Source organism: Streptomyces sp. CA-251247 (genome assembly GCF_050952975.1).
GTDB lineage: Bacteria > Actinomycetota > Actinomycetes > Streptomycetales > Streptomycetaceae > Streptomyces > Streptomyces achmelvichensis.
The window spans coordinates 3,024,856-3,049,015 of the sequence record NZ_CP191861.1; the positions used below are offsets into that span (position 1 = coordinate 3,024,856).

Genomic DNA, 24,160 nt, shown 5'->3' on the forward strand with positions numbered 1-24,160 from the left:
CCGTCCCCGGGGGAAAGGGCGCGTCCCGGCCGGGTGGGGGGAAGTCCGGCCGGGACGCGGGTGGGGGCGGAGCGGCTACTTGTAGGCGGCGAACGCCTTCGTGAAGGCCAGCGGCTGCTGGAGGATCGAGCTGCAGGTCGCGTCGGCGGCCGGCTTCTCACCGCCGGGGCACTGCTTGTCACGGGTCGAGGACCACATCGACAGCCAGCCCATGTCCTTGGACGTGGCGAACTCCACCAGTTGCGTCGCGTCCTCGACCGTGAAGATCTCGGTCACGACGTCGTTGACACCGATCATCGGGGTGACGGCGACGGCCTTCCAGGCAGCGGCGTCGGAGAGCCCGAGGACGCCCTTGATCTGCGCCTGGGTGGCGGTGGCCGCCTGGATCGCGTAGTCACCCATGTCGTCGCTGAAGGCCGGCCCGTAGTCCATCGCCATGATGTTGACCGCGGAGACCTTCACCCCGTTCTTCTTGGCGTCGGCGACCAGGTCCACGCCCGGCTGGGTCAGTCCGGTGGGCATCACCGGCAGCGTGAAGGAGACGTCCAGGCCGGGGTGGGCCTTCTGGAGCTGCGCGATCGCCTGCGAGCGGCGGGTGTTGGCCGCGGTGTCCGGCAGCGCCGCGCCTTCGATGTCGAAGTCGACCTTGGTCAGCTTGTAGGTGTCGATGACCTTGCCGTACGCCTTCGCGAGCTCGTCGGCCGAGGAGCAGTTCAGGCCCAGTTCGGAGCCCGCGGCACCGCCGAAGGAGACCCGGACGTCGCCGCCCTTGGCCCGCAGCGCGCCTATCTGGTTGGCGACAGCGTTGTCGCCGAGCCCGGTGACACCGCCCCACAGGGGGGCGCAGCTGCCTCCCGAGGTGATGAAGGCGAGGTTGAACTCCTTGACGCCGGTCCGGGTGACCGTGTCGAGCATGTCGTACGACGGGAAGAGCGAGGTGTCGATGTACGGGGCGTAGCCCGCGGCCGCCTTGGTGCCGTTGCCGGAGGTCTCACTCGGCGTCGGGGTGGGCGTGGCGGGCTTGGTGGGGGTGGGGGTTGCCGGCTTGGTGGGCGTGGCCGTGGGGGTGGGCTTCGGCTGCTCGGTGGGCCGGCCGGTGGGCTGCGGGGTGGCGCCGGTGTCGAGGGAGCACTTGGCCTCATTGATGAGACAGGACGTGGGGTCGGCGGCCGTCGACGAACCGCTCGCGGAGGTGACGAAGCCGACGGTCACCGACGCGCCGGGCGCGAGCTCCTTGTTCCAGCTCGTGGGCTTCACGGTGACGTGCTGCCCCTTGACCGTGTGCTCCCCGTTCCACAGGGAACTGATCGTGGTCCCGGCCGGGAGGTCGAACTCGAGCGTCCAGCCGGACTGGGCCCTCTCGGTGGCGTTGGTGACGACGTACTGGCCGGTGTAACCGCCTGTCCATGAGCTCGTCTTGGTGTACGCGGCGCCGACGGCGGCGGCCTGGGCCGTGCCCGTCAGGGCGAACGCGGCGCCGCCGGCCACCGCGGCGGCGACGAGCGCGCCGATCGCCTTGGTCTTGCCGCTCGCCGTGCGCCGGTGCGTACTACTGCCCATTGCGTGCCTGCCTCTGTCTTACGGAAGTGGGGGTGTGGCAGCACGCTAGCGAGACCGGAACGGACAAATGACCGGTTCAGGGCGGGGTTCGACCTTCTTATGACGCCGTTAAGGAAGGCATCGGAGCCGGTTAATGGTCGGGGCCGCCGACCCGGGAGTGCGAGCGGGAAAGGCCCCGCCTGCGCCGCCGTTCGGTGCCGCGGTGACCCCTGCGGCGCTCGCCCTGGGCACCCTGGCGGGGGCCGAGGCCGAGCCACAGCCGTACCTCCGTGCCGCCGAGCACCGAACTGCCTATCCGCACGTCCCCGCCCGTCGACTCGGCGACCCTGCGCACGATGTCGAGGCCGAGTCCCGTCGAGCCGTCCCTGCCCCCGCTGTTGCCCCGGGCCATCGCGGCCTCCGGGTCGGTGATGCCCGCCCCGGCGTCGGAGACGAGGACGATGACGGCGTCGTCGCCGTTGTGCACGTCGACGGAGAAGGCCGTGCCCTCGGGGGTGTGACGGAAGACGTTGCCGAGCAACGCGTCGAGGGCAGCGGCCAGTTCGGGACGGGCGACCGGGATGCGCACGGGGCGGTCGACGCCCGCGACCCGCACCTTACGGCCCTCGTCCTCCGCCAGCGCCGACCAGAAGTCCATGCGTTCGCGGACGACTTCGGAGGCGTCGCAGCCGGCTCCCGGGCCGTTGGCGACGGTCTGCGGCTTGGCCTCGCGCGCGGTGCGGATGATCGTGTCGACCTCCCGCTCCAGCTGCTCGACGGCGGTCCTGGTCTGTTCGGCGGCCGGGCCCTCGCCCAGCGAGGCCGCGTTGAGACGCAGCACGGTCAGCGGGGTGCGCAGCCGGTGCGAGAGGTCGGCCGCGAGCTCCCGCTCGTTGGCGAGGAGCTGGACGACCTGGTCGGCCATGGCGTTGAACGCGATCGCGGCCGACCGCAGTTCGGTCGGCCCCTCCTCGGGGACCCTGGCTCCCAGCCTGCCCTCGCCGAGGTCGTGGGCCGCGCCCGCGAGCCGCTGCGCGGGCGTCACCATGCGGCTGCCGAGGCGGTCGGCGACCGCGACAGAGCCGATGATCAGGGCGATGCCGACGCCGCCGAGGACCAGCCAGGCGGTGCCGACGCCGTTGGAGACCTCGCCCTCGGGCACGAACACCTCGACGACCGCGATCTGGCCGGTGCCGATGGCGGTGGGCTGCAGCAGGGCGGAGCCGCCGCGCACATCGGTGATGGAGGCGCGGCCGAGGCGCTGGGTGGTGGCGAGGTCGGCCGTCGCGGCCCGGCGTATGCCGATGTCGACGGGCACGCTGCCGGGTTCACCGGAGGCCGGGACGTGCACGGCCATCCGGCCCGCCGCTCCGGCCTGGGTCGACATCACGGCCCGCTCCAGCGGGTCACGCTCGGCGGTGATGGAGAGGGTGGGGCCGATGGCGGCGGCCTGGCGCTCGGCGTTGGAGAAGGCGCGGTCGCTGGCCATCTCCTTGATGACGAGCCCGAGCGGTACGGCGAAGGCCACCACGACCATCGCCGTGACGGCCAGCGAGACCTTGACGAGTGCCCATCTCATCGCTCACGTCCGTTCGGCGGTTCCAGCTTCACTCCGACTCCCCGCAGCGTGTGCAGATAGCGGGGCCGTGCCGCGGTCTCACCGAGCTTGCGCCGCAGCCAGCTCAGATGGACGTCGATGGTCTGGTCGTCGCCGTAGCTCTGCTGCCAGACCTCGGCGAGGAGTTCCTTGCGCGGGACGACGACTCCGGGGCGGCCGGCCAGAAAGGCCAGCAGGTCGAACTCCCGGCGGGTCAGGTCCAGTGCGGCGCCGTCCAGCTCTGCCTGGCGGCGCAGCGGGTCGATGGACAGACCGCCGACCTGGATGACGCGCGAGGGCGGTACGTCCCCGGCGGCGACGCGCGAGCGGCGCAGGACGGCGGCCATCCGCGCGGACAGGTGCTCCACCGAGAACGGCTTGATGAGGTAGTCGTCGGCACCGTCGTTGAGCAGCCGGACGATCTCGGTCTCGTCGTCCCGCGCGGTCGCGATGATCACCGGTACGTCGGTGATGCCCCGCAGCATCTTCAGCGCCTCGGCCCCGTCCAGGTCCGGCAGACCGAGGTCGAGAATGACCACGTCGAAGCGGAAATGGGCCACCTCGCGCAGCGCCTCCAGGGCCGTGCCGACGCTCCGCACGGTGTGGGAGGCCTCGGTCAAGTGCCGGATGAGGGCGGAGCGCACGAACTGGTCGTCCTCGACCACGAGCACACTTGCCATGGGCGGCACCGTACGCCATACGGAGTACCGCGGTCGCCATCCGGAGCAGGTCGCTCACGATCCGGAACGGCTCGGTCCTCTCCGGGACACGGGTGGGGCGCGTGGTGCAGTATGGGCAACGATGCGTAGAGGACTTGTACATGCCATGGCGTGGTCGCTGTCCACCGGGGCGGCGGTCACGCTGTCGTGGTGGGGCGTCCACACGGTGATGTCCGGGACCGCGTACGACCGGCCGCGCGCGCTGCCGATCAGTGCGGACACCGCGACCACACAGGGCTCGAAACCGCAGGCCTCGTCGACGCAGGAGCCGCCGGCACGGCCGTCGAGCGCGAGCCCGTCGAAGGAGCGGAAGCGGAGCCCGTCGACCACGCCGTCGGCAGGCAAGCCCGCCAAGTCCGAAGCGCCCCCGTCCGCTTCACCGCCGCCGCAGTCCGCCCCGGCGGGCAGCGTGAAGGGCTACACGGTCGACGGCGGCCGGGTCGTGTTCGACATCCGCGACACCTACGCGGAGCTGGCGTCGGCAACGCCCGACGCGGGCTGGCAGATGCAGGTGTGGAAGCAACCGGAATGGATCCGGGTGACGTTCACCAAGGACGGGCGGGAGTCGTCGGTGTTCTGCACCTGGAACGGCCATCCGCCGATGGTGGAGTTCGACAAGCGCTGAGCGCGGTGCGGCGGTTGCCGTGGTGAGTGGGTCCGCCGTGCGCGGCCCGCGAGACGCCGCCACGCGCCGCGGTCACCGCGGTCAGCGGAAGACGGCGGGCGGAGGTGCCGGTGAGGGCTTCGCGCTCGCGTCGGTGACCGCGGCCGCGCCCCCCGTGAAGTCCACGAGCTCCTTGCCGTGCTCGACCCGGCCGGGATGCGGATCGCTCGCGACGCGGCGGGTGAACTCGGCGACGGGCAGCGGGACGTCCGAGGCCAGCAGCACGGCGTTGCCGAACCGGCGGCCGCGGAAGACCGTGGGGTCGGCGGCGAGTGCCAGCTCGGGGAACAGGCCCGCCGCGGTGGCGACTTGGGCGCGCAGATGCGCGAGGGGCGGACCGTCGGCGAGGTTCGCGGCGTAGTACCCGCCGGGCCGCAGGACACGGCGGACATCGGCGAGGAACTCCGTACTCGTCAGATGCGCGGGGGTACGGGCACCGCCGAACACATCCGCGATGACGAGATCCGCCCAGCCGTCCGGCACCTTGGCGAGCCCGGCGCGGGCATCGCCGGACCGTACGCGTATACGGGCGCCCGGGTCCAACGGCAGATGTGAGCGCACCAGTTGGACCAGAGGTCCGTCGAGCTCCACCACCTGCTGGGTGGACCGGGGGCGGGTCGCCGCGACATAGCGGGCGAGCGTGAAGGCCCCGCCGCCGAGATGGACGACCTGAAGGGGCCGGCCCGGGGGCGCCACGAGATCGACGACATGGCCGAGGCGGCGCTGGTACTCGAAGGACAGGTGCGCCGGATCGTCGAGGTCGACGTGCGACTGGGGCGCACCGTCGATGAGCAGCGCCCAGGCACGCGGGCGCTCGCGGTCGGGTATCAGCTCCGCGAGTCCGCCGTCGACCTGCGCGACGACGGGCTCGGGGCTGCCGGCACCGCCGCCGCCCTTGTTCCGCCTGCTCTTCGCCATCCCTCCATTATCGGGCCCGGCGGGAGGGCGGCGCCTGCGGTGCGGTGCCGTTTTCGATGTGATGCGTTGGGTTGCGGTGCTGGTTACGGCCGGCCGGCCGCGGGGGCCGCTACCGGCAGCTGTCCGCCGCTTCGATCAGGCGGGCCGCCTCGCCCAGCGCCTCGCGCAGCACCTCCGGGTCCGTGACCTCGTCCGCGTCGCCCGGCGGCAGCAGCCAGCCACTGCCGCGCACCGGCGGTTCGGCGGGGATCCGCAGCCCCCGGCCGGCCGTCTGCGTGCACGCGCTGCCCGGCATGTCCCAGCCGTCGGCCGTGCCGGACGGAACCAGAAAGCCGAGGGTGTCGCACTCACCGTCGTGGAGCACCGGCCCGACGGCCGGGGCGGCGGTGCGGCGCAGGATGTCGACCGCTTCCAGCCCCTGGCGCGCCGGGACCGTCACCAGGTCACAGCCGCCGTCCGGGCCGTCGCCGCCCGGTGGCGCACTGCAGTCCGGGCTGGGCAGGTGCCGAGCCGTCGTCGCAGATGTCGCAGGCGCCCGGACGCCGCCGTTGGCGCTGGTCTCCATGCCGACCTCCAACAAGGGGATCGCCTCCTCGCTCGAGTGGAAGCACGTACCGAGCCTCCATGGAGTTCAACGCCCGTACGCGTCAAGGGCTACGGCGGCACGCCGCCGCAAAGGGTGGCACTTCATGGCAGATCACGGGTGAGTTATCCCTTTTGTAGGCAAACCCTGTGTGTACGGGTCGTCACAGCAGGTACGTTCTTGCTCCGCCGGAACACGGCTGCACCAAGAGAGGGCTCGGCCATGGCGTCGTCGTCACAGGCATCACGGGCAGTTCCCAACCTCGCCTTCCGGCGGTTGCGCGGGCAGCGATCGCCGGGGGAGTTCGCCGCGGCCGTACGCAAGGCGGCGCGGGAGATCGGCGAACAGGTCTCCTGCGACGCCCGCTACATCGGACGCGTGGAGGCGGGCGAGATCCGCTGCCCCAACTACGCGTACGAGCGGGTTTTCCTCCATATGTTTCCCGGTCTCGCTCTGGGGGACCTGGGGTTCACCCCACGGGAGCAGGTACGGGGCGGTTCCCGGTGCCGACCGGAACAGGCTCTGGACACAAGGGCGTTCGGCTTCGCCGCCACGACTTGCACCGACACCGACAGCGACGAGGAGAGCGACGTGCTGCGTCGCGCATTCATGACAAGCGGCACCGCCACGGCGGCGGCCGCGTCCCTGGGGCTGAGCTCCATGGCCGTGCCCTCGCAGGGCCGCCGCAGGGTCGGCGAGCCGGAGGTGAAGGCCGTCGAGGAGGCGGTACGGCGGATCCGGCTGCTCGACGACCGGCACGGCGCGGACGGCCTGTACCGGCGTGCCGCGCAGCCGCTGCGGGCGGCCTACGCGTTGCTCGACGCGGGGATCGCCGCCCGGCGCTCGACCACGGACCGGCTCCACTCCGGCGCCGGTGAACTGGCCATCTCCGTGGGGTGGCTGGCGCACGACTCGGGCCGCTTCGACGACGCGCGGTCGCACTACGCGGAGGCGCTGGCGACGGCGCGGGTGGCCGGGGACGCGGCGCTGGAGGCGCACGCGTTCTGCAACACGTCGTTCCTGGCGAGGGATACGGGCAGGCCCCGTGAGGCCGTCCGCTCCGCGCAGGCCGGCCTGCGCGCGGCCGGGCACCTGGCGTCCCCGCGGCTGCTGGCGCTGCTCGCGCTGCGGGAAGCGGGGGGCTGGGCGGGGCTGGGGGACCGTGCGGGCTGCGAACAGGCGCTGGCGCGGGCGCACACGTACTTCGACCGGGGGGCGGGGGCGGCGGACCCGGAGTGGATGTCGTTCTTCGGCGAACCGGAGCTGGAGTCGCTCCAGGCGCAGTGCTGGGCGACGCTGGGCGACTGGCCGCGCGCGATCCGCCACGCACGGCGCGCGGCGACGCTCCAGGACCGCCGCTTCACCCGCAACCTCGCGCTGTACCACGCGGAACTGGCGACGGACCTGGCCCACGGGGGCGCCCCGGACGAATCGGCCTCGGCGGCGGAGGAGGCGCTGGATCTGCTGGACGGGGTCCAGTCGGCGCGCATCCAGGCGCTGTTGTCCTCGACGGCGAGGACGCTGAGGGGGCATCGGGGGGCGAGGGGGGTGGGGGCGTTCTTGCGGCGGTACGAGGAGGTGCGGGTGTAGGGGGCGCGGGGGGTGCTTGGGGCGTCGGGTTGTTGTGCGGCGTCAGGTGCTTGGTCCGCGGGACCTTGTGCGGCGGCGGGTGCTTGGGGCTGGGCCCTTGTGCGGCGTCGGGTTTCCTGGGGCGGGGGCGGGGGCGGGTGCTTGGGGCGTCGGGTTCTTGTCCGGCGTCGGGTCCGGGGGCCCTCCGGGCTCGACTCCTCGGGGTCGGCGGCGTACAGGTCCCTTGTCTTGGTCACCCGGGTGTTGCCGCCGATCCCCTGCGGGGACGACCCTGCACACCCCCTCCCGCGCGGTCGAGGACGCGACCCGTTGATGCGCACCCGGAAGCGAACCCGAGCCCGTTCGGAGCCAGGGCATGCAGCGCGAAGCTGCCGCGGCGCGAGGGGCGTGGGGCCCTTGTCCGGCGGCGGGTCCGGGGGCCCTCCGGGCTCGACTCCTCGGGGTCGGCGGCGTACAGGTCCCTTGTCTTGGTCACCCGGGTGTTGCCGCCGATCCCCTGCGGGGACGACCCTGCACGCCCCCTCCCGCGCGGTCGAGGACGCGACCCGTTGCTGTGCACCCGGAAGCGAACCCGAGCCCGTTCGGAGCCAGGGCATGCAGCGCGAAGCTGCCGTGGGGCGTGGGGCCGCAGCCCCACATGAAGGGGGCCCGCCCGGACGGCACAGGACCTTGCCCGCGGCGCGAAGCCGGCGCAGGCAAGCGGGCCGTAGGGCGTCAGCCCTACAAACTCCCTCCACCGGACAGATGCCCGGGCGGCGCGAAGCTGCCGCAGTGAGGGGTGTGGGGCGCCGGCCCCGCAAACTCCACCCGCACCGCGCGGGACGCGACCGTCAAGACTCCAGGTGCGCCGTGTCGTTCCAATGGTCCAGTGCCGGCGCGCCGTACGCCCAGCCCAGGATCGACAGGGACGCCGGGTCGAGGCGGATGCGGGCCCCGAAGGACGGGTCCAGGTCCAGCCAGCGCGCCGCCAGGACGCGCAGGATGTGGCCGTGGGCGAAGACCAGGACGTCGCGGTCCTCCGACTGCGCCCATTCCACGACCTCGTCCGCCCGCGCACCCACCTGCGCCAGCGTCTCCCCGTCCCGGACACCGTCGCGCCAGATGAACCAGTCCGGCTTGCTGATCGCCCTGATCTCCGGCGGGGTCAGGCCTTCGTACGCCCCGTAGTCCCACTCCATCAGCGCGTCCCAGTCCGTCGCCCTGACCCCGAAGCCCGCGAGCGTGCATGTCTCCGACGCCCGGGCCAGCGGGCTCGTGCGGACCTCGACGTCCGGCAAAGAGGACCACGGGGAACGCTGGAGCCGTTCGCCGAGCAGTTTCGCCCCGCGGCGGCCCTCCTCGATCAGCGGGATGTCTGTCCTGCCGGTGTGCTTGCCCAGCAGGGACCATTCGGTCTGACCGTGCCGGGCGAGCAGGATGCGCGGTGCCATGTGGCGCTCTCCCTGAAGTTCACATGCGGTGGATTTCCATCATCGCCCACCTGAACCCGGGGCAACCTCCAAGACGATCTCGGCGTCCTCACCTAGGTCGGACCCGCCGACAGAGCGTCGCCCCTTACACCGTACGGTTGAACCGTGGTCGTCGGCCACCGGAACTCACGATGGAGAAACGTTCGGATGCCGTACACCGCGCCGCGACCGAGGCCACGCTGGTGGACCGAACTGCTGCTGCTGCTCGTGGTGTACGTCGCGTACTCGGCCGGCCGGCTCCTCGCCCGCGGTGATGTGACCACCGCCGTGGACCACGGCCTCGCGATACTCCGGGCCGAGAAGGCACTCCTGCTGAACGCCGAGCACCCGCTCAACCGGCTGTTCAGCCAGACGCCCGCGATCGGCATACCCGCCGACTTCATGTACGCGTCCCTGCACTACCTGGTGACCCCCGTTGTCCTGGTGTGGCTCTTCCGCCGCCGTCCGCTCCGTTACCGCGCGGCCCGCACCTGGCTGATGCTCTCCACCCTCCTCGGTCTCGTCGGCTTCACGCTGATGCCGACCTGCCCGCCGCGGCTGCTGGACGCGAGTCACGGCTTCGTCGACACCATGGCCCAGTACAGCTCGTACGGCTGGTGGGGCGGCGAGGCGAGTGCTCCGCGCGGCATGGGCGGCATGACCAACCAGTACGCCGCGATGCCGAGTCTGCACGTCGGCTGGGCGCTCTGGTGCGGTGTGATGCTGTGGCGGCACGGACGTACTCCGCTGATGAAGGCGCTCGGTGTCGCCTATCCCCTGCTCACCACGCTGGTGGTGATGGGAACGGCCAACCACTACTTCCTCGACGCGGTCGCCGGCGCCGCGGTGATGGGTCTCGGCGCGCTGGCGACCCGGCCCGCGCTGCGGCTCGCCGACCGCCTGCGGGCCCGTTACGCGCCCGCCCCTTCCGGCCCGAAGTCCCCGATTGTCGGTGCCGGATGCCAGACTTCCGCGGGTGAGCGATTCCCTGGACAGCGAACCTCGTCCGCAGGCGCCGACGACAGCACTCCGGCAGCGGCTCGCTGAGCTGCGCGGTCCCGCCGCCCAGCCACGTCCGCTCGACGCCCGGGCTCTCGCCGCCCTCGCGGCCAACCCCGGTTGTGAGCGACGCGCCCTGCTGGACGGCGCCGGGGTGGACAAGGCGGCGCTCGCCACCGCGCTGGGATCGCCGGCGACGTTCGGGCAGTCGCAGTTCGCGTTCATGCGGGGCAATGCCTTCGAGGCGAAGGTGAAGTCCGACGGCGGCGCGGAGCTGCTGCGGCTGATGGGTGTCGAGAGCGGCGCGGACGTCCGGGTGCCCGATCTGTCGGCGGCGGGCCCCGAGGGCCGGGCCGCGCGGACGGCTCTGGCCCTGCGCGAGGCGACCGCCGAGGCGGCGTGGTCGCTGCTCGACCATCCGATGCTGGCGCTGGAGGTCGCGGGCTCCCCCGCCTATCTGGAGCCCGACGCGGTGGTGGTCGCTCCCGACGGTCGGTGGACCGTTGTCGAGATCAAGTCCTTCCCGATGATCGACGCCTCCGCGGATGCCGCCAAGGTGGGCGCGGCCGCCCGCCAGGCCGCGGTGTACGTGCTGGCGCTGGAGCGGGTCGCCGCGCTGACCGGGGGCGCGCAGGTCGCCCACGACATCCTGCTCGTCTGCCCCAAGGACTTCTCCAACCTCCCGACGGCGTCCGTCGTCGATGTGCGCAAGCAGCTGTCGGTCACCCGCCGGCAGCTCACCCGGCTCACCCGCGTCGAGGACATCGCGGCCGCCCTGCCCGAGGGCACCACCTTCGATCCGCAGTGCACGCCGGAGCAGCTCACGGCCGCCGTGGAGTCGGTGGACGCGGCGTACGCACCCGAGTGCCTGGCCGCCTGCGAGCTGGCGTTCCACTGCCGTGAGCGGGCCCGGACCGCCGAGGTGGTCGGCGCCCTGGGCCGTGGGCTGCGCGGTGAGCTGGGCGGTCTCACGACGATCGGGGACGTGCTGGCGGCGGCCCGCGGCACCGCGGGCGATCCGGACGATCCGGCCGTCGCGGCCCTGCGCCGGGCCGCGGCGCTGCGGGCCGAGGCCCTGGAGGCCGCCGGATGTCGCTGATCGCCACGCTGGCCCGGCTGGAGGCCGTGGAGTCCGGGCGCGCCCAGCCGCTCGCGACCGTGCGGCACCGGCATCTGTCCGAACACCCGCTGGTTCTCGTGCCGCTGACCACCGCCGGTGAGGCGGGCGCCCCGCTGGGCGCGCTCGTGGGGACGGACCGGGAGGAACCGCGGCTGATGGTGGTGGCCCAGCCGCGCGACCGGGAGCTGCGGTTCGCCTTCCTCGCCGAGCTGGCCGACGCGGTGCTGCCGCATCTGGACACGTACGCCGACGACATCGAGCTGGTCGAGCAGAACCAGACCGACCCGGAGACCGGCCGGCGCACCAAGGTCGAGGCCGAACTGTGCGCGGACGCACCGCAGCTGGTCGTGCCGGGACGGGCCGGGATCGACTTCGTACGGCTGCTGGGCCGGTCGATGCGCTTCCGCCGTACCGCCGAGCAGGACCCCGACACGCCCTACCCCGCCCCGCCCCGGGTCCCGTTGCTCGGGCGGTGGCTCACCCACTACGGCGAGCGGGCCCGCGTACCGGGCTCGTCCCTGCTGCTGGCGGCGACGGATCTGCTGGGCCGGCACTGGGCGACCGGCCAGTCGTCCCTGGAGGACCAGCATCTGGGTGCGCTGCTGGCCTGGATCGACGCGGCCGAGGGGCAGTCGGGCGCCGAGGCGGCGCTGCGGGCCGAGTTGGTGCGCGACGACCGGGGCCAGCTGGTGTGCCCGCCGGCCGGGCCGGCCACCGATCCGGCGTTCGACAACCGGCTCCTGGCGCCGGCCGTCGAGCGCTACGACAAGGCCCGGCAGGCGCTCGGGGCCGCGGAGGACGGCGCCGCGGCCGACACCCGGCTGGGCGAACTGGCCCTCGCCGAGCGGGAGATCCGGCGTCTGGTGCTCAGCCAGTTGCGGCCCACGTGGGACGCGGTCTGGCGGAGCCTGGAACTGCTGCGGGAGCTGCCCGAGGGGCGGCGGGCCGCGGACCGCTGGACGCGCGACCGCTGGTCGTTCACCGCGCACCGCGACCGGGTACGGGCCGGTGAGCCGCCGCAGCCGCGCCGCGACGACGCCGTGACCGCGGCCCGGAAGCTCGCCTCGCGGGAGACGGCCCAGGCGCAGCTGGACGCGCAGGAGGCCCTGGACGACCCGCTGGTGATGGCGGGGCGCAGGCTCGCGGGCGAGGCGTTCCTGGGCGAGGTGACCGAGGTGGTGATGGCCTGGTCCGAGTCGAAGCGCCCGAGCCCGCGCCCGCTGGTGACGGTGCGCACGGACGACCGGCCGCATCTGGGTGAGCGGGTGAAGGTCTACCGGTCGCTGGACGGCAAGCCGCAGTCGGCCGAGTTCGCCGGGTTCGCCGGGTCGCCGTCGGACGGGCTGCTGGTGCTGCGGCTGACCGACCGCATGGGCCGCGCCAAGGAACCGGCCGAGGGGACGGTGCCGCGCAAGGGCGACCGCATCGCCTGGACCCTGTTCGAGCACGATCAGCGCGGCGGGCCGAAGCTGCCGGATCCGGAGGAGACGCCGTGGACCCATGGCGGCCCGCCGGGCACGGCCGCCGAGAACGCCGACCCCGTGACCTCGGAGGACATTCTGTGAGCGCCCCCTTCGACCCGTCCGCCGAGGCGGCCCGGGCCACCGAGGCGATCCTCGCCGACACGCTGCACGGGACGCACCGCGGTGTCGTCGTGGACTCCCCGCCCGGCGCGGGCAAGTCGACGCTCGTGGTGAACGCCGCCCGCGAACTGGCTGCGGCTGGCCGCCCCCTGATGGTGATCGCCCAGACCAACGCACAGGTCGACGATCTGGTGGTCCGGCTCGCGGCGAAGGACCCGCAGCTGCCGGTGGGCCGGCTGCACAGCAGTGACCCCGACCCGTACGACAAGGCGCTCGACGAGCTGGACAACGTCCGCACCTCGGCGAAGGCGGGCGACCTCGCGGGCCTGGACATCGTGATCTCGACGGCCGCGAAGTGGGCCCATGTCCAGGGCGTCGAGCCCTGGCCGCACGCCATCGTGGACGAGGCGTACCAGATGCGCTCGGACGCACTGCTCGCCGTCGCCGGCCTCTTCGACCGCGCGCTGTTCGTGGGGGACCCGGGGCAGCTGGACCCGTTCTCCATCGTCGGCGCGGAGCAGTGGGCGGGTCTGTCCTACGACCCCTCCGCGAGCGCCGTCTCGACCCTGCTCGCGCACAATCCCGAGCTGCCGCAGCACCGGCTGCCGGTGTCCTGGCGGCTGCCGGCGTCGGCCGCGCCGCTGGTGTCGGCCGCGTTCTATCCGTACACACCGTTCCGCAGCGGTACGGGCCCCGGCGAACGGCGGCTGTCCTTCGGGGTCGCGTCGGACGGTTCGGCCCACGACCGGGTGATCGACGAGGCGGCGGAGTCGGGCTGGGGCCTGCTGGAGCTGCCCGCGCGGCACACGCCCCGCACCGACCCGGAGGCCGTACGCGCGGTGGCACGGGTGGTGCGCAGGCTGCTGGACCGCGGCGGCGCGGCGAGCACCGGCGCGTCGGAGCCCGCGCCGGTGACGGCCGAGCGCATCGCGGTCGGCACGGCCCACCGGGACCAGGCCGCGGCCGTGCGGGCGGCGCTGGCGGAACTGGGCGTCGCCGATGTCACCGTGGACACGGCGAACCGGCTCCAGGGACGCGAGTTCGACGTCACGGTGGTGCTGCACCCGCTGTCGGGACGGCCGGACGCGACGGCGTTCCATCTGGAGACGGGCCGGCTGTGCGTCCTGGCGTCCCGCCACCGGCACGCCTGCATCGTCGTGTGCCGTGCGGGCGTGGCCGAGCTGCTGGACGAACACCCCTCGACGGAGCCGGTACAGCTGGGGGTGACCGTCAAGTTCCCGGACGGCTGGGACGCGATGATGACGACCTGGGACCACCTCGCCGACCACCGCGTGCCCTGGAGGCCGTGACCGGCGACCCGTCGGCGATCGGTGCCGCCGGTTCACCCACGAGGGTCATGGACACCCCGGTCCGGCGCCCACGAACAGCAGACGCCGGACGGAGTCCGGCACGCCGCCGGAGGCGGCCGAAGGAAACAGCCCGGACGGCTGGGACGCGATGATGACGACCTGGGACCACCTCGCCGACCACCGCGTGCCCTGGACCCCATGACCCGCCGGCCGGCCGCGCCACACCGGTGACATCCCCGGCGCCCGGACGCGACCACGCGCCCCCGTGGTGCTTCGAGTCGCCCTCTTGCGGCGCGCGGGACAATGGATGGCGGTCGGGATCATCCGGCAGTACCCGTGCGAGGAGGAACACCCCATGGCGGAACCCCAGCGGAGCGAGCGACGGCTGCGACCGGCGCCGCTGCTCTTCGAGCCGTCGGAGGCTGCCGCCGACCCCGAGCACTTCTTCGACCTGGAGTCGATCGAGGACCCGAGGGATCTGCTCTCCCGTGCGACCGAGCTGACGCTCGCCTTCCGTGCGGCGACCGACCGGGCCGTGGAGTTCCAGGCACTCGCGGCCGCGCAGCTCGCCGACCCGCGCCGGTTCGACCGGCTGACGCCCGCGGACATCGCCGAGCGCGCGGAGTGGACCGAGGACTATGCCAGGAAGATGATCGAGTTCGGCCGGGGGCTTCTGCGGGACGGAAGTCCCCAGTAGAACGCCGCTTCGAATCTGCCGGACAAACATCACAGGTGGCATATGCCGGGGCGCACGATACTCCTCCCCGGGTCACGCTGTCCCCGTTTCGACCAACTGTCGGGAGCCGACCGGTCACTCCCGGTAGACATTGCTCCATGAGTGCATGGCTGCGAGAAGACTCCCTGCTGAACCCCGGTACCGCCGAGACCGAGCGCAGGCGCGACATCTTCGCCCTCCTGCGCGACGACCGACGCGATCACGTCGCGCAGGTCACCGCCTCCGGTGCGGCCTGGCTCGCCTCGTCCGGGACGTACCCGCGGTCCATGCTCGCCCTCTGGCGTACGCGGCCGACCGCGCCCGCCGTACTGCCCTGCGGCACGGCCTTCGACGTGGTGAACGTCCCCGCGCTCTTCGGCCGGCAGATGCTCGACCGGCTCTGGGCGGAAGGGCCCGGCTCCGGCCCGGTGGCCATGCACCGCGGCAGGATGCTGATGTTCACCGTCCCGGGCACCGCGCACCGGCTGCCCGCCCTGCTGGACTGGGAGGAGTGGGGCGACTCGGTGCCTCCGCTGCTGTGCCACGGCACCGGTGACGCGGTGACCGTCCCGCCGCTGGCCCAGACCGAACGGAACGGCCCCGGCCCCCGCTGGGTGGTGGCGCCGGACACCCGTCACCCCTGGCTCCCGGGACCCGAGGTACTGCTGTGGGCATGTGTCCGGGCGGCCCGCGCGGCCTCCTCCCCGAGCGTCCGCATATCGATTTTTCCTCGCGCCGATCAGGGTGCTAAGGTCTACGACGTCAGCAGGCGCCGCTAGCTCAGTTGGTTAGAGCAGCTGACTCTTAATCAGCGGGTCCGGGGTTCGAGTCCCTGGCGGCGCACAGACGGAAAAGGCCCCTCGCGCGAGCGGGGGGCCTTTTCGTATGCCCGTGGGGCCCCCTCTACGCGGTGGTGATCCTGACCGTGAAGGCGCCCCCGGGCGTACGGTCCGCGACCTCCACCCGGGTCCGCTCCCCCGGCGTCCCCGGCATCGTGAACATCTCACCGACCCGCAGCGGCGCGTCCGCCAGCTCCGGGTACACCGACTGGTCCCAGCACGCCTCGCTGTTCGGATGGGTGTCGATGACCTCGACGGGACCGCCCCCCGACGCCGTGTCCGACTGGATGCGGTAGAGCAGCACCCCCTCGGTGCAGGTCGACGCGTCGTTGCCGGTGGCGGCGCGCGCCTCGATGGCGAGCGCCGTGCCCGGACCCGTCCGTACGACCGCGAGCCGGGTGCCGAGGCCGCCGCCGGGCGCCGGCGCGGCGGCGATCGGCTCCAGGGTGATCAGCTCTTCCCTGGTGACGCACCGGACGGCCCGCTCGTCGAGCCAGCCGAGCTTCCACTTGTGCCAGCCGAACAGGTCGGGCGCCATGCCGAACTGGCTGCCCATCACGTCCCAGTCGCCGACGTAGGTGTCCCAGTCGCCCTTGCCGTCCACCGGCCGGTGGTAGAGATCGGGGAGGTCGAAGACGTGCCCGGTCTCGTGGGCCAGCACATTGCGGTCCGGCGGATGGCGTTCGAAGACGGTGACGACACGCCGGATGTCGACGCCGTCGGCGCTGAGCGGGTGCTCGAAGTTCACGACCTTGGTGGCGTCGGAGTCGACGCCGGGCGCGTCCGGATCGGCGACCAGATAGACGATGTCGTAGCGGGAGAAGTCCACGGTCGGGTCGGCGGCGGCGATCGCGTCGCGCATATAGGCGCTGCGCTTCTTGGGCTCCCAGTCACGGCTTATCCCGTAGGCGGTGGAGGCTTTCGGCATGACCACCCAGGCGGGCTGCGGATCGGCGCGGAGCTTGAACCGGCCGTACGAGGCGCGGTCGAAGAAGGTGCTGGTGGCGGGGAAGTGGTCGGTGGCGAGTTCGCCCGGATCGTGGTTCGGCACCGAGTCCGGGAACGAGACGAAGACCATGACCGCGTCGAGCCGGGACGCCGGCCGCGGATAGCCGGCGTTCCAGGTGTCGAGGCCCAGGGAGTGGTGGGCGGAGGTGCGGGGCAGCGCGCAGGGGCCCGCCGAATTCTTCGCCACCGCGGGTCCGGCGACGAGGGAGGTGGCGGCGAGGGCCATGAGGGAGGTGAGGGCCGCGGCGGTGGCGCGCAGCCGTCCGCGTTCCACTCCCCCGGGTGTTCCCGCGGGTGACTGCTGACCCTCCACGTAGACCTCCGGCTGCGGAATGGGAGACACCTCACCCACCTTGTGCGGGTTTCTTGGTGTACGTCCTGTTCCGGTGCCCCACTCGGGTGACCGACCTGACATCGGGCCGACACCGACCCGAGATCCGGCGACACTCCGATGGCTCACGGAACGTCACATTCGGTCAGGGCGGAATCGGCACCCGTGCAGACCCGTGCAGAAACGATCGGCCGGAGACCACGGACGGGCGGCACCCGAGCGGCGGAGCTGGAACGGCCCAGGGGGCAGCCTCTATGATCGGCACACTTTCCCGGACCCTTCCCCCGACCTTCGCCGACGTAGGACCGGCCCCTGCCGGCCACATCAGTCCGACCCTGTACGACACAACTGCACTGCGGGAGTGAGCGGTGAGCGGAACCTCCGAAGGAACAGGGCCGACGGGAGTCGCGGTGCCCGGCAGGGCGCGGCCGAAGATCACGGAGCGTCACCAGGTCGGCCGGTCCGCCGCAGAACTGCGCGACTACCGGGCGGCATTCAACGCCGCACATCTCGCGATGGCGGTCGTCGACCAGGACGGACTCGTCGTGACGGCCAACGCGGCACTCGCGACCCTCTTCGGCGCCGAGCCCGTGGACCTGCTGGAGCGGACGGCGGCCGACCTGGTGGACCTCGCCTCCGACCGGCGCACCTGGCACGCGTACCGCGAGGTGCTGCGCGGCCGGCGCTCCCGCTTCCGGTGCACCCGCAGGCTCAAGCACCCCGACGGGCGGACGCTGTGGGCAGAGGTCACGGTGGCGCCGGTGCCCGACAGCCGCAATGTGCTGCTGTCCGTCGCGGACATCAGCGACCGGCGCGAACTGCACGCGCGGCTGCGCCACCTCCAGATGCACGACGCGGTGACCCGGCTGCCCAACCGCACCCTGTTCTTCGAACGGCTCGCGTCGGCGCTCGAATCGTCGGCGTACGACCAGGGGTCCACCGGCCGGGTCGGCCTCTGCTATCTCGACCTCGACGGCTTCAAGGCGGTCAACGACACGCTCGGGCACCGAGTCGGCGACCGGCTGCTCGCGGCCGTCGCCCGGCGGCTCACCGAGTGCGCGGACGGCGACGGTTACACCCGCAGCGGCGGCCATCTGGTGGCCCGGCTCGGCGGCGACGAGTTCGCGATCCTGGTCGAGGACTCCACGGGTACGGACCAGGTCGCCGATCTCGCCCGGTCCGTACTGGTCGCGCTGCAACAGCCGTTCGACCTCGACGGGCAGCGGCTCTCGGTCTCCGCGTCGATCGGGGTGGTGGAGCGTACGGTCGCCGGCACGACCGCGACGGGGCTGATGCAGGCCGCCGACACGACGCTCTACTGGGCGAAGGCGGACGGCAAGGCGCGCTGGACGCTCTTCGATCCCGAACGCAACGCGCACCGGATGACACGGCAGGCCCTCTCCTCGACGCTGCGGCCGGCGGTGGAGCGCGGGGAGTTCGCGCTGGAGTACCAGCCGCTGGTGGGACTGGCGGACGGGATGACGCGCGGCGTCGAGGCGCTGGTGCGCTGGAATCACCCGCAGTTCGGAACACTTGCGCCGAATCGGTTCATCGGGATCGCGGAGGAGGACGGCTCGATCGTCCAGCTCGGGCGGTGGGTGCTGCGCACCGCCTGCCGCCAGGCGCGCCGGTGGCAGCAGGAGCACCCCGGCGTCCCACCGCTGTTCGTGAGCGTCAATGTCGCCGTACGGCAGGTCTGGGACTCGGATCTGGTGGCGGATGTGGCGGAGATCCTCGCCGAGACGGGGCTCGCCCCGCACCTTCTCCAGCTCGAACTCACCGAGTCGGCGGTCATGGGTTCGGCCGGCCGGCCCCTCCAGGCGCTCCAGGCGCTCAGCGACATGGGGGTGCAGATCGCCATCGACGACTTCGGTACGGGCTATTCGAACCTGGCGTATCTGAGCCGGCTGCCGGTGTCGGCGCTGAAGCTGGACGGGTCGTTCGTGCGGGGCTTCCAGGACGAGGCGCACCCGAACCCGGCGGACGAGACGATCGTCGAGGCCCTCGTCCAGCTCGCGCACCGGCTCGGTCTGACGGTCACGGCGGAGTGCGTGGAGACCTCGGGGCAGGCCTCCCGGCTGCGCAGCATCGGCTGCGACACGGGGCAGGGCTGGCTGTACTCACGGGCCGTGGCGCCGGACCGGATCGGGGCGATGATCGGCGTCAGCGCACTGCCCGGGTGAGGACCGGCACCGCTACGGGACTGCGACGACGGGCGCCGCCCCGGACCCCTGAGCGGGGGTCCGGGGCGGCGCCGTGGTGGGGGGCGAAGAGCACCTGCGGTCAGCAGGCGCCCTGGTCGCGCCAGACGCCCCACTCACCGGTGGTGCCGGGCTCCTCGTTCTGCGTCCACCACTGGGCCTTCCAGGTGCGGCCCTTGTGGGAGACGAGGCCGCCGTTGTTGTAGACCGCGGAGGCGGACCACGGCGTGGCCGTGCAGCCGGGCGCCGGGTCGGACGGGGACGGGGTCGGGTCGCTCGGCGAGGGCGTCGGGTCCGAAGGGGACGGCGTGGGGTCGCTCGGGTCCGGGCTCGGCGAGCTGCCGACGGCCGCCACGATGTCGTTGAGCAGCTTGGCGCCGGGGTCCAGACCGAGCAGGGAGTACATCATCGCGCCGCCCAGACCGCGGTTGTGGGCGTAGTCGGCGCGGGCCTGGATCGCGCGCTTGTCGAGGCCGGTGAAGAACTCGCCGTCCTTGTAGAAGTACGACGCCTTCGCCTCGTCGTCCCAGAACGTCGTCGCCGCGTTGTCGACGATGCCGCCGAGCTCCTTGTAGTGCGCGATGCCCGCCTGCTGGCTCAGCGGACGCGCGGCACTCGCACCGGTGGCGCTGCCGCCCAGACCGTTCCTGGCCCCGGCCGGAACACCCTTCCAGCCGCGGTAGTAGAACTCGTATCCCAGCGTCAGCTTGCCGGCCGGGAAGCCGCCCGCGATGCCGTACGCGGCGTTGCCGTCGATCCAGGCGTCCACGGCGTTGTCGATCGAGTACTTCTGGGTGCCCGGCGGGATCGGGTCGGTCGGGTCGGACGCCGGGGAGTACAGCGGCGACTGGTGGTAGGCGGGTCCGTCCGCGTCCCAGGCGCCGTGCATGTCGTAGGTCATGATGTTCGCGTAGTCGAGGTACGCGCCGACCTTGTCCGTCTCGATGTACTTGATCTTGTCCTGGCCGGCCGGCATCGCCGCCGTCAGCAGGTACTTCCTTCCGCCGTGCGCGGTGCCGTACTCGTTGAGCTGCTTGCGGAACTCGGCCAGCAGCAGGGTGAAGTTGGTCTTGTCCTCGGGGCCGTAGTGGTTGCCGAGATGGCCGCCCGCGGAGCCCGGGTACTCCCAGTCGATGTCGATGCCGTCGAAGATGCCGGCCGCCGTCCCGGCTCCGCCGAAGCCGCCCTCGACCGGGATGTCGCCCTGGATGTACTGCTTGATGCAGGACGCCACGAGCTTCTTGCGGCTCGCGTCCGTCTTCGCCGCGTCGTGGAAGAACTTGGAGTACGTCCAGCCGCCCAGCGAGATGTTGATCTTCAGATGGGGGTTCTTCGCCTTCAGCTTCTTGAACTGGTTGAAGACGCCCGCGATCGGCTGGTTCCAGGTGTCGGCGACGCCGTCCACGCTGTCGGCCGCGCCGAAGGTCTTCTGGTAGTCCGCGAAGGCGTCGCCCGCACCGTCACCGGCGTTCGGGTTGTTGTCGTCGCCCGCCGCCTTGTTCGCCTCGAAACAGGTCAGATCCGTGGGGTGGATGTTCCCGAACGAGTAGTTGATGATGTCGAGCTTCCCCGCGATGCCCCTGTCCTGGAGGTGCTTGGGGAAGAAGGCGTTGCCGTACACGCTCCACTGGTCGTAGTACGCGATCTTCACCCCGCCCGTGGATGCGGCGGCGAGCTGGGCGTCGTTGCCGGCCGCGCCGGCCGGGCCGGTGGCGGCGAAACCGGCCATGACGCCTGCGGCGAGCGCCGCGGTCGTCAGGGCCGCGAGCAAGGGTCTGGGGGAGCGCACGGACAGCCTCCGGGATTGTGCCGACGTGAGTGGGAGAAGAGATAGCGATCCGGCCACCGGCGCGTCAATGGTCCTGACCACATTAGGACTAGACCAATTTTGACGAGAAACCGCTTGTCAGGCTGTTGCAACAGGATGCAAAAACCGCCCGCCACCATCGTGACGAGCGGTTTAAGGGTGCGTTAACCGAGCCCTGCGGCCCTGGTCAGGAAGGAACCACCGAGGTCGGCAATTCGTAGGCGTCGGCGATCAGTTCGTACGAACGGAGCCGGACGTCACCGCCGTGGGCATTGGCCGTGAGCATCAACTCGTCGGCCCCCGTGCGCTTCTGGAGGTCGTCCAGACCCGTACGCACCGCGTCGGGCGTGCCGTGGACGATGTTGTTCAGCCAGCTGTCGACGAACTCCTGCTCCATGGGGCTGAACCGGTACGCCTCGGCCTCCTCGGGCGTCGGCACGAGCCCCGGGCGGCCGGTGCGCAGCCGCAGCATCGAGAGCGCCCCGGTCAGCACCTGCCGGCGGGCCTCCTTCTCGTCGTCGGCGGCGAGAGCCGCCACGCCGATGAGCGCGTAGGGGGCGTCCAGCACCCCCGAGGGCCGGAAGGACTCGCGGTAGAGGTCGAGCGCCGGGATGGTGTTCTGCGCCGAGAAGTGGTGCGCGAAGGCAAAGGGCAGTCCCAGCACGCCGGCCAGGCGGGCACTGAAACCGGAGGAGCCGAGGAGCCAGATGGGCGGACGGCCGGAGGGTCCCTGCACCGGGCCCGGGACCGCGTGAATACGGCTGTAGGGATGCCCGTCGGGGAAGTCGTCGTCCAGGAACCGCGTCAGTTCGGCGAGTTGCTGCGGGAAGTCGTCCGCGCCCTCGCCCAGACGCTCGGTGCGCCGCAGTGCGGCGGCGGTCGCGCCGTCCGTACCGGGGGCGCGGCCGAGGCCGAGGTCGACACGGCCCGGGGCGAGCGCCTCCAGCGTGCCGAACTGCTCGGCGATGACGAGAGGCGCGTGGTTGGGGAGCATCACGCCGCCCGAGCCGAGGCGGATGCGCTCGGTGTGCGCGGCCAGGTGCGCGAGGATCACGGCGGGCGAGGAGGAGGCGACACCGGGCATGGAGTGGTGCTCGGCCACCCAGTGGCGGCCGTAGCCCCGGCTCTCGGCGAGCCGGGCGATCTGCACACTGGTGCGCAGGGCGTCGCTCGCGGTGCGGCCTTCGCCGACCGTGACCAGATCCAGCACGGACAGCGGCACGGGCGCCGTGCCCCGCGCCGTGCCTCGTATCGGGTCGCCCTGTATCGCGTCGTCCACCGGTTCAGCCCTCCTGCGCGTGAAAAACGTACAACACAGGAGAACAGGAGGGCCTCTCCGCTTTATTCCGGAGCGGGCCGGGACCGGGGCTCCGGCCCAGGTCCGAGGGGCGGAGCCCCGGCCCCGGCGGAATCCGGTCCGGGCCGTCGGCCCGGGCCGGAGCCCCGGCCCGGATCGGGTGCGGAACCGGGCCGCGCGGTCCAGGTCCCGGCTCGCCGACCGCCTGGATCGGAGCCGGCCGGGGCCGCCCGGATCGGAGCCAGGCCCCGCCCACTCAGGGTCAGGCCCGGGTCCGGGCGACCGTCAGATCCGGATCTGGTTCCGCTTGGCGAACAGGGTGCCCAGCTTCGGAGCCCACGCCCGGCGCTCCGCCAGCCGCAGGCCCTCCCAGACCGTCACCTGGTTCGCCGTGAGGACCGGCTTGCCGAGCGTCTCCTCCAGCTCGGGCAGATACGCCGCCGTATGCAGGGCCGTGTCCGGCAGCAGCACGATCTCGGCGTCAGGATGGTCTCCCGCGCGCGCCAGCTCCAGCACCTCGTCCCGCCCCCAGGTGCCGACCTCGGCCGCCGTGATGATGCCGCTCGCCCGGTCCGCGACGACCTCGGCCCCCGCGGCCTTGAGGAACGCCGTGAAGTGGGCGGTGACATCCTCCGGATAGGTCGCCGCGACCGCCACCCGTTCCGCGCCCAGTGCGCGCACGGCGTGGGCGAAGGCGAACGACGTACTGGACGCCGGGAGCCCCGCGGCCAGCGCGAGCGCCCGTGTCTGCTCGTGGGCGCCGTCCCAGCCGTACACGAAGCTTCCGCTCGTGCACGCCCAGACGACCGACTCGGCGCCCGCGAGGCGGAGTTCCTCCACGCCCGCGGCGAGCCGCTCGGGCGACCCCATGTTCAGCAGCGCATCCACGCGGTGGGCGTCCTCGCCGATGTCGGTGTGCACGACCGGCAGCCTGATGTCGCTGTCGAGCAGCACCTCGAAGCGCGGGTAGTCGTCCTCGGCGGAGTGCCCGGGGTACAGAAGTCCGACCGTGGTCATGTCCAGCCTTCCTGTTCTTCGGGCTGGGCCGGCTGAGCCTGAGGCTGTGGTGCCTGGGGAGCGAGCGGGATCTCGGGCTGGGCCTCCGGCTGCAGCAGCAGCCCTTGGTAGGGCCCGACCGCGTGCACGCCGATCCGGCGCAGCGCCGCCCACATCGTCACCTGGTTCGCGGAGAGCACCGGCATCCTCAGTTCGGCCTCCAGCTGGGGGATCGCGTCGTACGTCGGCAGATTCGTACAGCTGATGAAGAGCGCGTCGGCCGCGCCCACCACCGCCTGCCGCGCCATGTCCACCACCGACCGGTACGGCACCTTCCAGATGTGCCGGGTCAGTCCGAGAAAAGCGCGCCCCGTGACGGTTGCCCCGGCTTCCGCCAAGTAGTCCTCCAGCGAACGCGTGACCGATTCCGTATAGGGGGTCACGAGGGCGATACGGCGGGCGCCCAGCTCGTCGAGTGCTTCGAGCAGGGCGCCGGACGTGGTCAGCGAGGCGACGTCCCCCGCCGAGGTCATCGCCTCGCACATGGCCCGCTCCCCGGCGACCCCGCCGACGAAACTGCCGGATGTGCAGGCGTAGGCGATGACTTCGGGCTCGGACGCCCCGAGCGCCTGCACGGCCTTGTGCAGGGTCTCGTGCTCACTGACCAGGCGGGCGAGGTCGAGGGAGACCTCCACAGGGACGTAGGGAGTACGCGTCAGCCGCAGTGAGACGTCGTCGGGGACCCAACGCCACAGCTCGCGATCCAGCGCGAAATCGAACGGAGCGACGATGCCGACACCGCGTTGCGGTTGCGGCCCGCCGAGAAAGGAGACATCCATCGCACGGCCCCCTTTGACGTGTTGTTGACGACGTTAGGTTCGGCTGCGAGCGTGGGT

Annotated in this window: 20 protein-coding genes and 1 tRNA gene; 10 read left to right on the top strand and 11 right to left on the bottom strand. The window is 72.3% G+C overall.

Annotated features, from left to right (window positions below):
• Positions 1 to 75: 75 nt before the first annotated feature.
• From ACQPWZ_RS13190 to ACQPWZ_RS13200, 3 genes are all read right to left on the bottom strand, one after another.
• A complete protein-coding gene (locus tag ACQPWZ_RS13190) occupies positions 76 to 1,560 on the bottom strand; it encodes a glycoside hydrolase family 18 protein (protein WP_433571418.1) in 1,485 nt (494 codons plus the stop codon).
• Positions 1,561 to 1,690: 130 nt separating this feature from the next.
• Positions 1,691 to 3,118 carry a HAMP domain-containing sensor histidine kinase gene (locus ACQPWZ_RS13195; RefSeq protein ID WP_340473232.1) on the bottom strand — a complete coding sequence of 476 codons (1,428 nt, stop codon included), beginning with the start codon at positions 3,116 to 3,118 and terminating at the stop codon, positions 1,691 to 1,693.
• Positions 3,115 to 3,816 (bottom strand): response regulator transcription factor, encoded by a 702-nt coding sequence (locus tag ACQPWZ_RS13200; RefSeq protein ID WP_340473233.1) that lies wholly within the window; start codon positions 3,814 to 3,816, stop codon positions 3,115 to 3,117. The genes ACQPWZ_RS13195 and ACQPWZ_RS13200 overlap by 4 nt, the downstream gene beginning before the upstream one ends.
• A 121-nt stretch (positions 3,817 to 3,937) precedes the next feature.
• Between ACQPWZ_RS13200 and ACQPWZ_RS13205 the strand changes: the two genes are divergently transcribed.
• Positions 3,938 to 4,480: a hypothetical protein gene (locus ACQPWZ_RS13205; RefSeq protein WP_433571419.1), complete on the top strand. Its 543-nt coding sequence runs from the start codon at positions 3,938 to 3,940 to the stop codon at positions 4,478 to 4,480.
• An 81-nt stretch (positions 4,481 to 4,561) separates the two neighbouring features.
• On the opposite strand, the gene ACQPWZ_RS13210 is transcribed toward ACQPWZ_RS13205, so the two are convergent.
• Both ACQPWZ_RS13210 and ACQPWZ_RS13215 read right to left on the bottom strand, forming a co-directional pair.
• Positions 4,562 to 5,437: a spermidine synthase gene (locus ACQPWZ_RS13210; RefSeq protein ID WP_340473235.1), complete on the bottom strand. Its 876-nt coding sequence runs from the start codon at positions 5,435 to 5,437 to the stop codon at positions 4,562 to 4,564.
• Between the two features lie 109 nt (positions 5,438 to 5,546).
• Positions 5,547 to 6,002, bottom strand: coding sequence for a hypothetical protein (locus ACQPWZ_RS13215; protein WP_433571420.1), 456 nt, complete (start codon positions 6,000 to 6,002; stop codon positions 5,547 to 5,549).
• A gap of 240 nt (positions 6,003 to 6,242) precedes the next feature.
• On the opposite strand from ACQPWZ_RS13215, the gene ACQPWZ_RS13220 reads away from it, so the two are divergent.
• Positions 6,243 to 7,610 carry a tetratricopeptide repeat protein gene (locus ACQPWZ_RS13220; RefSeq protein WP_433571421.1) on the top strand — a complete coding sequence of 456 codons (1,368 nt, stop codon included), beginning with the start codon at positions 6,243 to 6,245 and terminating at the stop codon, positions 7,608 to 7,610.
• 830 nt (positions 7,611 to 8,440) lie between these two features.
• Here the strand turns inward: ACQPWZ_RS13220 and ACQPWZ_RS13225 are convergent.
• Entirely contained in the window at positions 8,441 to 9,040 is a 600-nt protein-coding gene (locus ACQPWZ_RS13225; RefSeq protein WP_340473238.1) for a histidine phosphatase family protein, read from the bottom strand.
• Positions 9,041 to 9,226: 186 nt separating this feature from the next.
• On the opposite strand from ACQPWZ_RS13225, the gene ACQPWZ_RS13230 reads away from it, so the two are divergent.
• The 7 genes from ACQPWZ_RS13230 (at position 9,227) to ACQPWZ_RS13260 (ending at position 15,628) form a co-directional block, all read left to right on the top strand.
• On the top strand, positions 9,227 to 10,105 hold the full coding sequence (locus ACQPWZ_RS13230; protein ID WP_340473239.1) for a phosphatase PAP2 family protein: 879 nt from the start codon (positions 9,227 to 9,229) through the stop codon (positions 10,103 to 10,105).
• Positions 10,035 to 11,156 (top strand): hypothetical protein, encoded by a 1,122-nt coding sequence (locus ACQPWZ_RS13235; RefSeq protein WP_383240390.1) that lies wholly within the window; start codon positions 10,035 to 10,037, stop codon positions 11,154 to 11,156. Before ACQPWZ_RS13230 ends, ACQPWZ_RS13235 begins: the two co-directional genes overlap by 71 nt.
• Entirely contained in the window at positions 11,147 to 12,742 is a 1,596-nt protein-coding gene (locus ACQPWZ_RS13240; protein WP_433571422.1) for a hypothetical protein, read from the top strand. Before ACQPWZ_RS13235 ends, ACQPWZ_RS13240 begins: the two co-directional genes overlap by 10 nt.
• The gene (locus ACQPWZ_RS13245) at positions 12,739 to 14,070 is read left to right on the top strand and encodes an AAA domain-containing protein (protein WP_356702014.1); all 1,332 of its coding nucleotides are present in this window, start codon (positions 12,739 to 12,741) and stop codon (positions 14,068 to 14,070) included. The genes ACQPWZ_RS13240 and ACQPWZ_RS13245 overlap by 4 nt, the downstream gene beginning before the upstream one ends.
• Positions 14,071 to 14,425: 355 nt before the next feature.
• Positions 14,426 to 14,767, top strand: coding sequence for a hypothetical protein (locus ACQPWZ_RS13250; RefSeq protein ID WP_340473243.1), 342 nt, complete (start codon positions 14,426 to 14,428; stop codon positions 14,765 to 14,767).
• 137 nt (positions 14,768 to 14,904) lie between these two features.
• The gene (locus ACQPWZ_RS13255; RefSeq protein ID WP_340473244.1) at positions 14,905 to 15,564 is read left to right on the top strand and encodes a bifunctional DNA primase/polymerase; all 660 of its coding nucleotides are present in this window, start codon (positions 14,905 to 14,907) and stop codon (positions 15,562 to 15,564) included.
• Positions 15,555 to 15,628, top strand: a tRNA-Lys gene (locus ACQPWZ_RS13260). The genes ACQPWZ_RS13255 and ACQPWZ_RS13260 overlap by 10 nt, the downstream gene beginning before the upstream one ends.
• Before the next feature lie 60 nt (positions 15,629 to 15,688).
• On the opposite strand, the gene ACQPWZ_RS13265 is transcribed toward ACQPWZ_RS13260, so the two are convergent.
• Entirely contained in the window at positions 15,689 to 16,975 is a 1,287-nt protein-coding gene (locus ACQPWZ_RS13265; protein ID WP_340473245.1) for a M6 family metalloprotease domain-containing protein, read from the bottom strand.
• Between the two features lie 356 nt (positions 16,976 to 17,331).
• Here ACQPWZ_RS13265 and ACQPWZ_RS13270 point away from each other — a divergent pair, with 356 nt between their 5' ends.
• Positions 17,332 to 19,146 (top strand): putative bifunctional diguanylate cyclase/phosphodiesterase, encoded by a 1,815-nt coding sequence (locus ACQPWZ_RS13270; protein ID WP_356702017.1) that lies wholly within the window; start codon positions 17,332 to 17,334, stop codon positions 19,144 to 19,146.
• A 100-nt stretch (positions 19,147 to 19,246) separates the two neighbouring features.
• On the opposite strand, the gene ACQPWZ_RS13275 is transcribed toward ACQPWZ_RS13270, so the two are convergent.
• From ACQPWZ_RS13275 to ACQPWZ_RS13290, 4 genes are all read right to left on the bottom strand, one after another.
• Positions 19,247 to 20,953, bottom strand: coding sequence for a glycosyl hydrolase family 18 protein (locus tag ACQPWZ_RS13275; RefSeq protein ID WP_433571423.1), 1,707 nt, complete (start codon positions 20,951 to 20,953; stop codon positions 19,247 to 19,249).
• Between the two features lie 205 nt (positions 20,954 to 21,158).
• Positions 21,159 to 22,250 (bottom strand): LLM class flavin-dependent oxidoreductase, encoded by a 1,092-nt coding sequence (locus ACQPWZ_RS13280; RefSeq protein ID WP_340473248.1) that lies wholly within the window; start codon positions 22,248 to 22,250, stop codon positions 21,159 to 21,161.
• Positions 22,251 to 22,553: 303 nt separating this feature from the next.
• Positions 22,554 to 23,285: a maleate cis-trans isomerase family protein gene (locus ACQPWZ_RS13285; protein WP_340473249.1), complete on the bottom strand. Its 732-nt coding sequence runs from the start codon at positions 23,283 to 23,285 to the stop codon at positions 22,554 to 22,556.
• Entirely contained in the window at positions 23,282 to 24,103 is an 822-nt protein-coding gene (locus ACQPWZ_RS13290; protein ID WP_340473250.1) for a maleate cis-trans isomerase family protein, read from the bottom strand. The genes ACQPWZ_RS13285 and ACQPWZ_RS13290 overlap by 4 nt, the downstream gene beginning before the upstream one ends.
• Positions 24,104 to 24,160 lie beyond the last annotated feature (57 nt).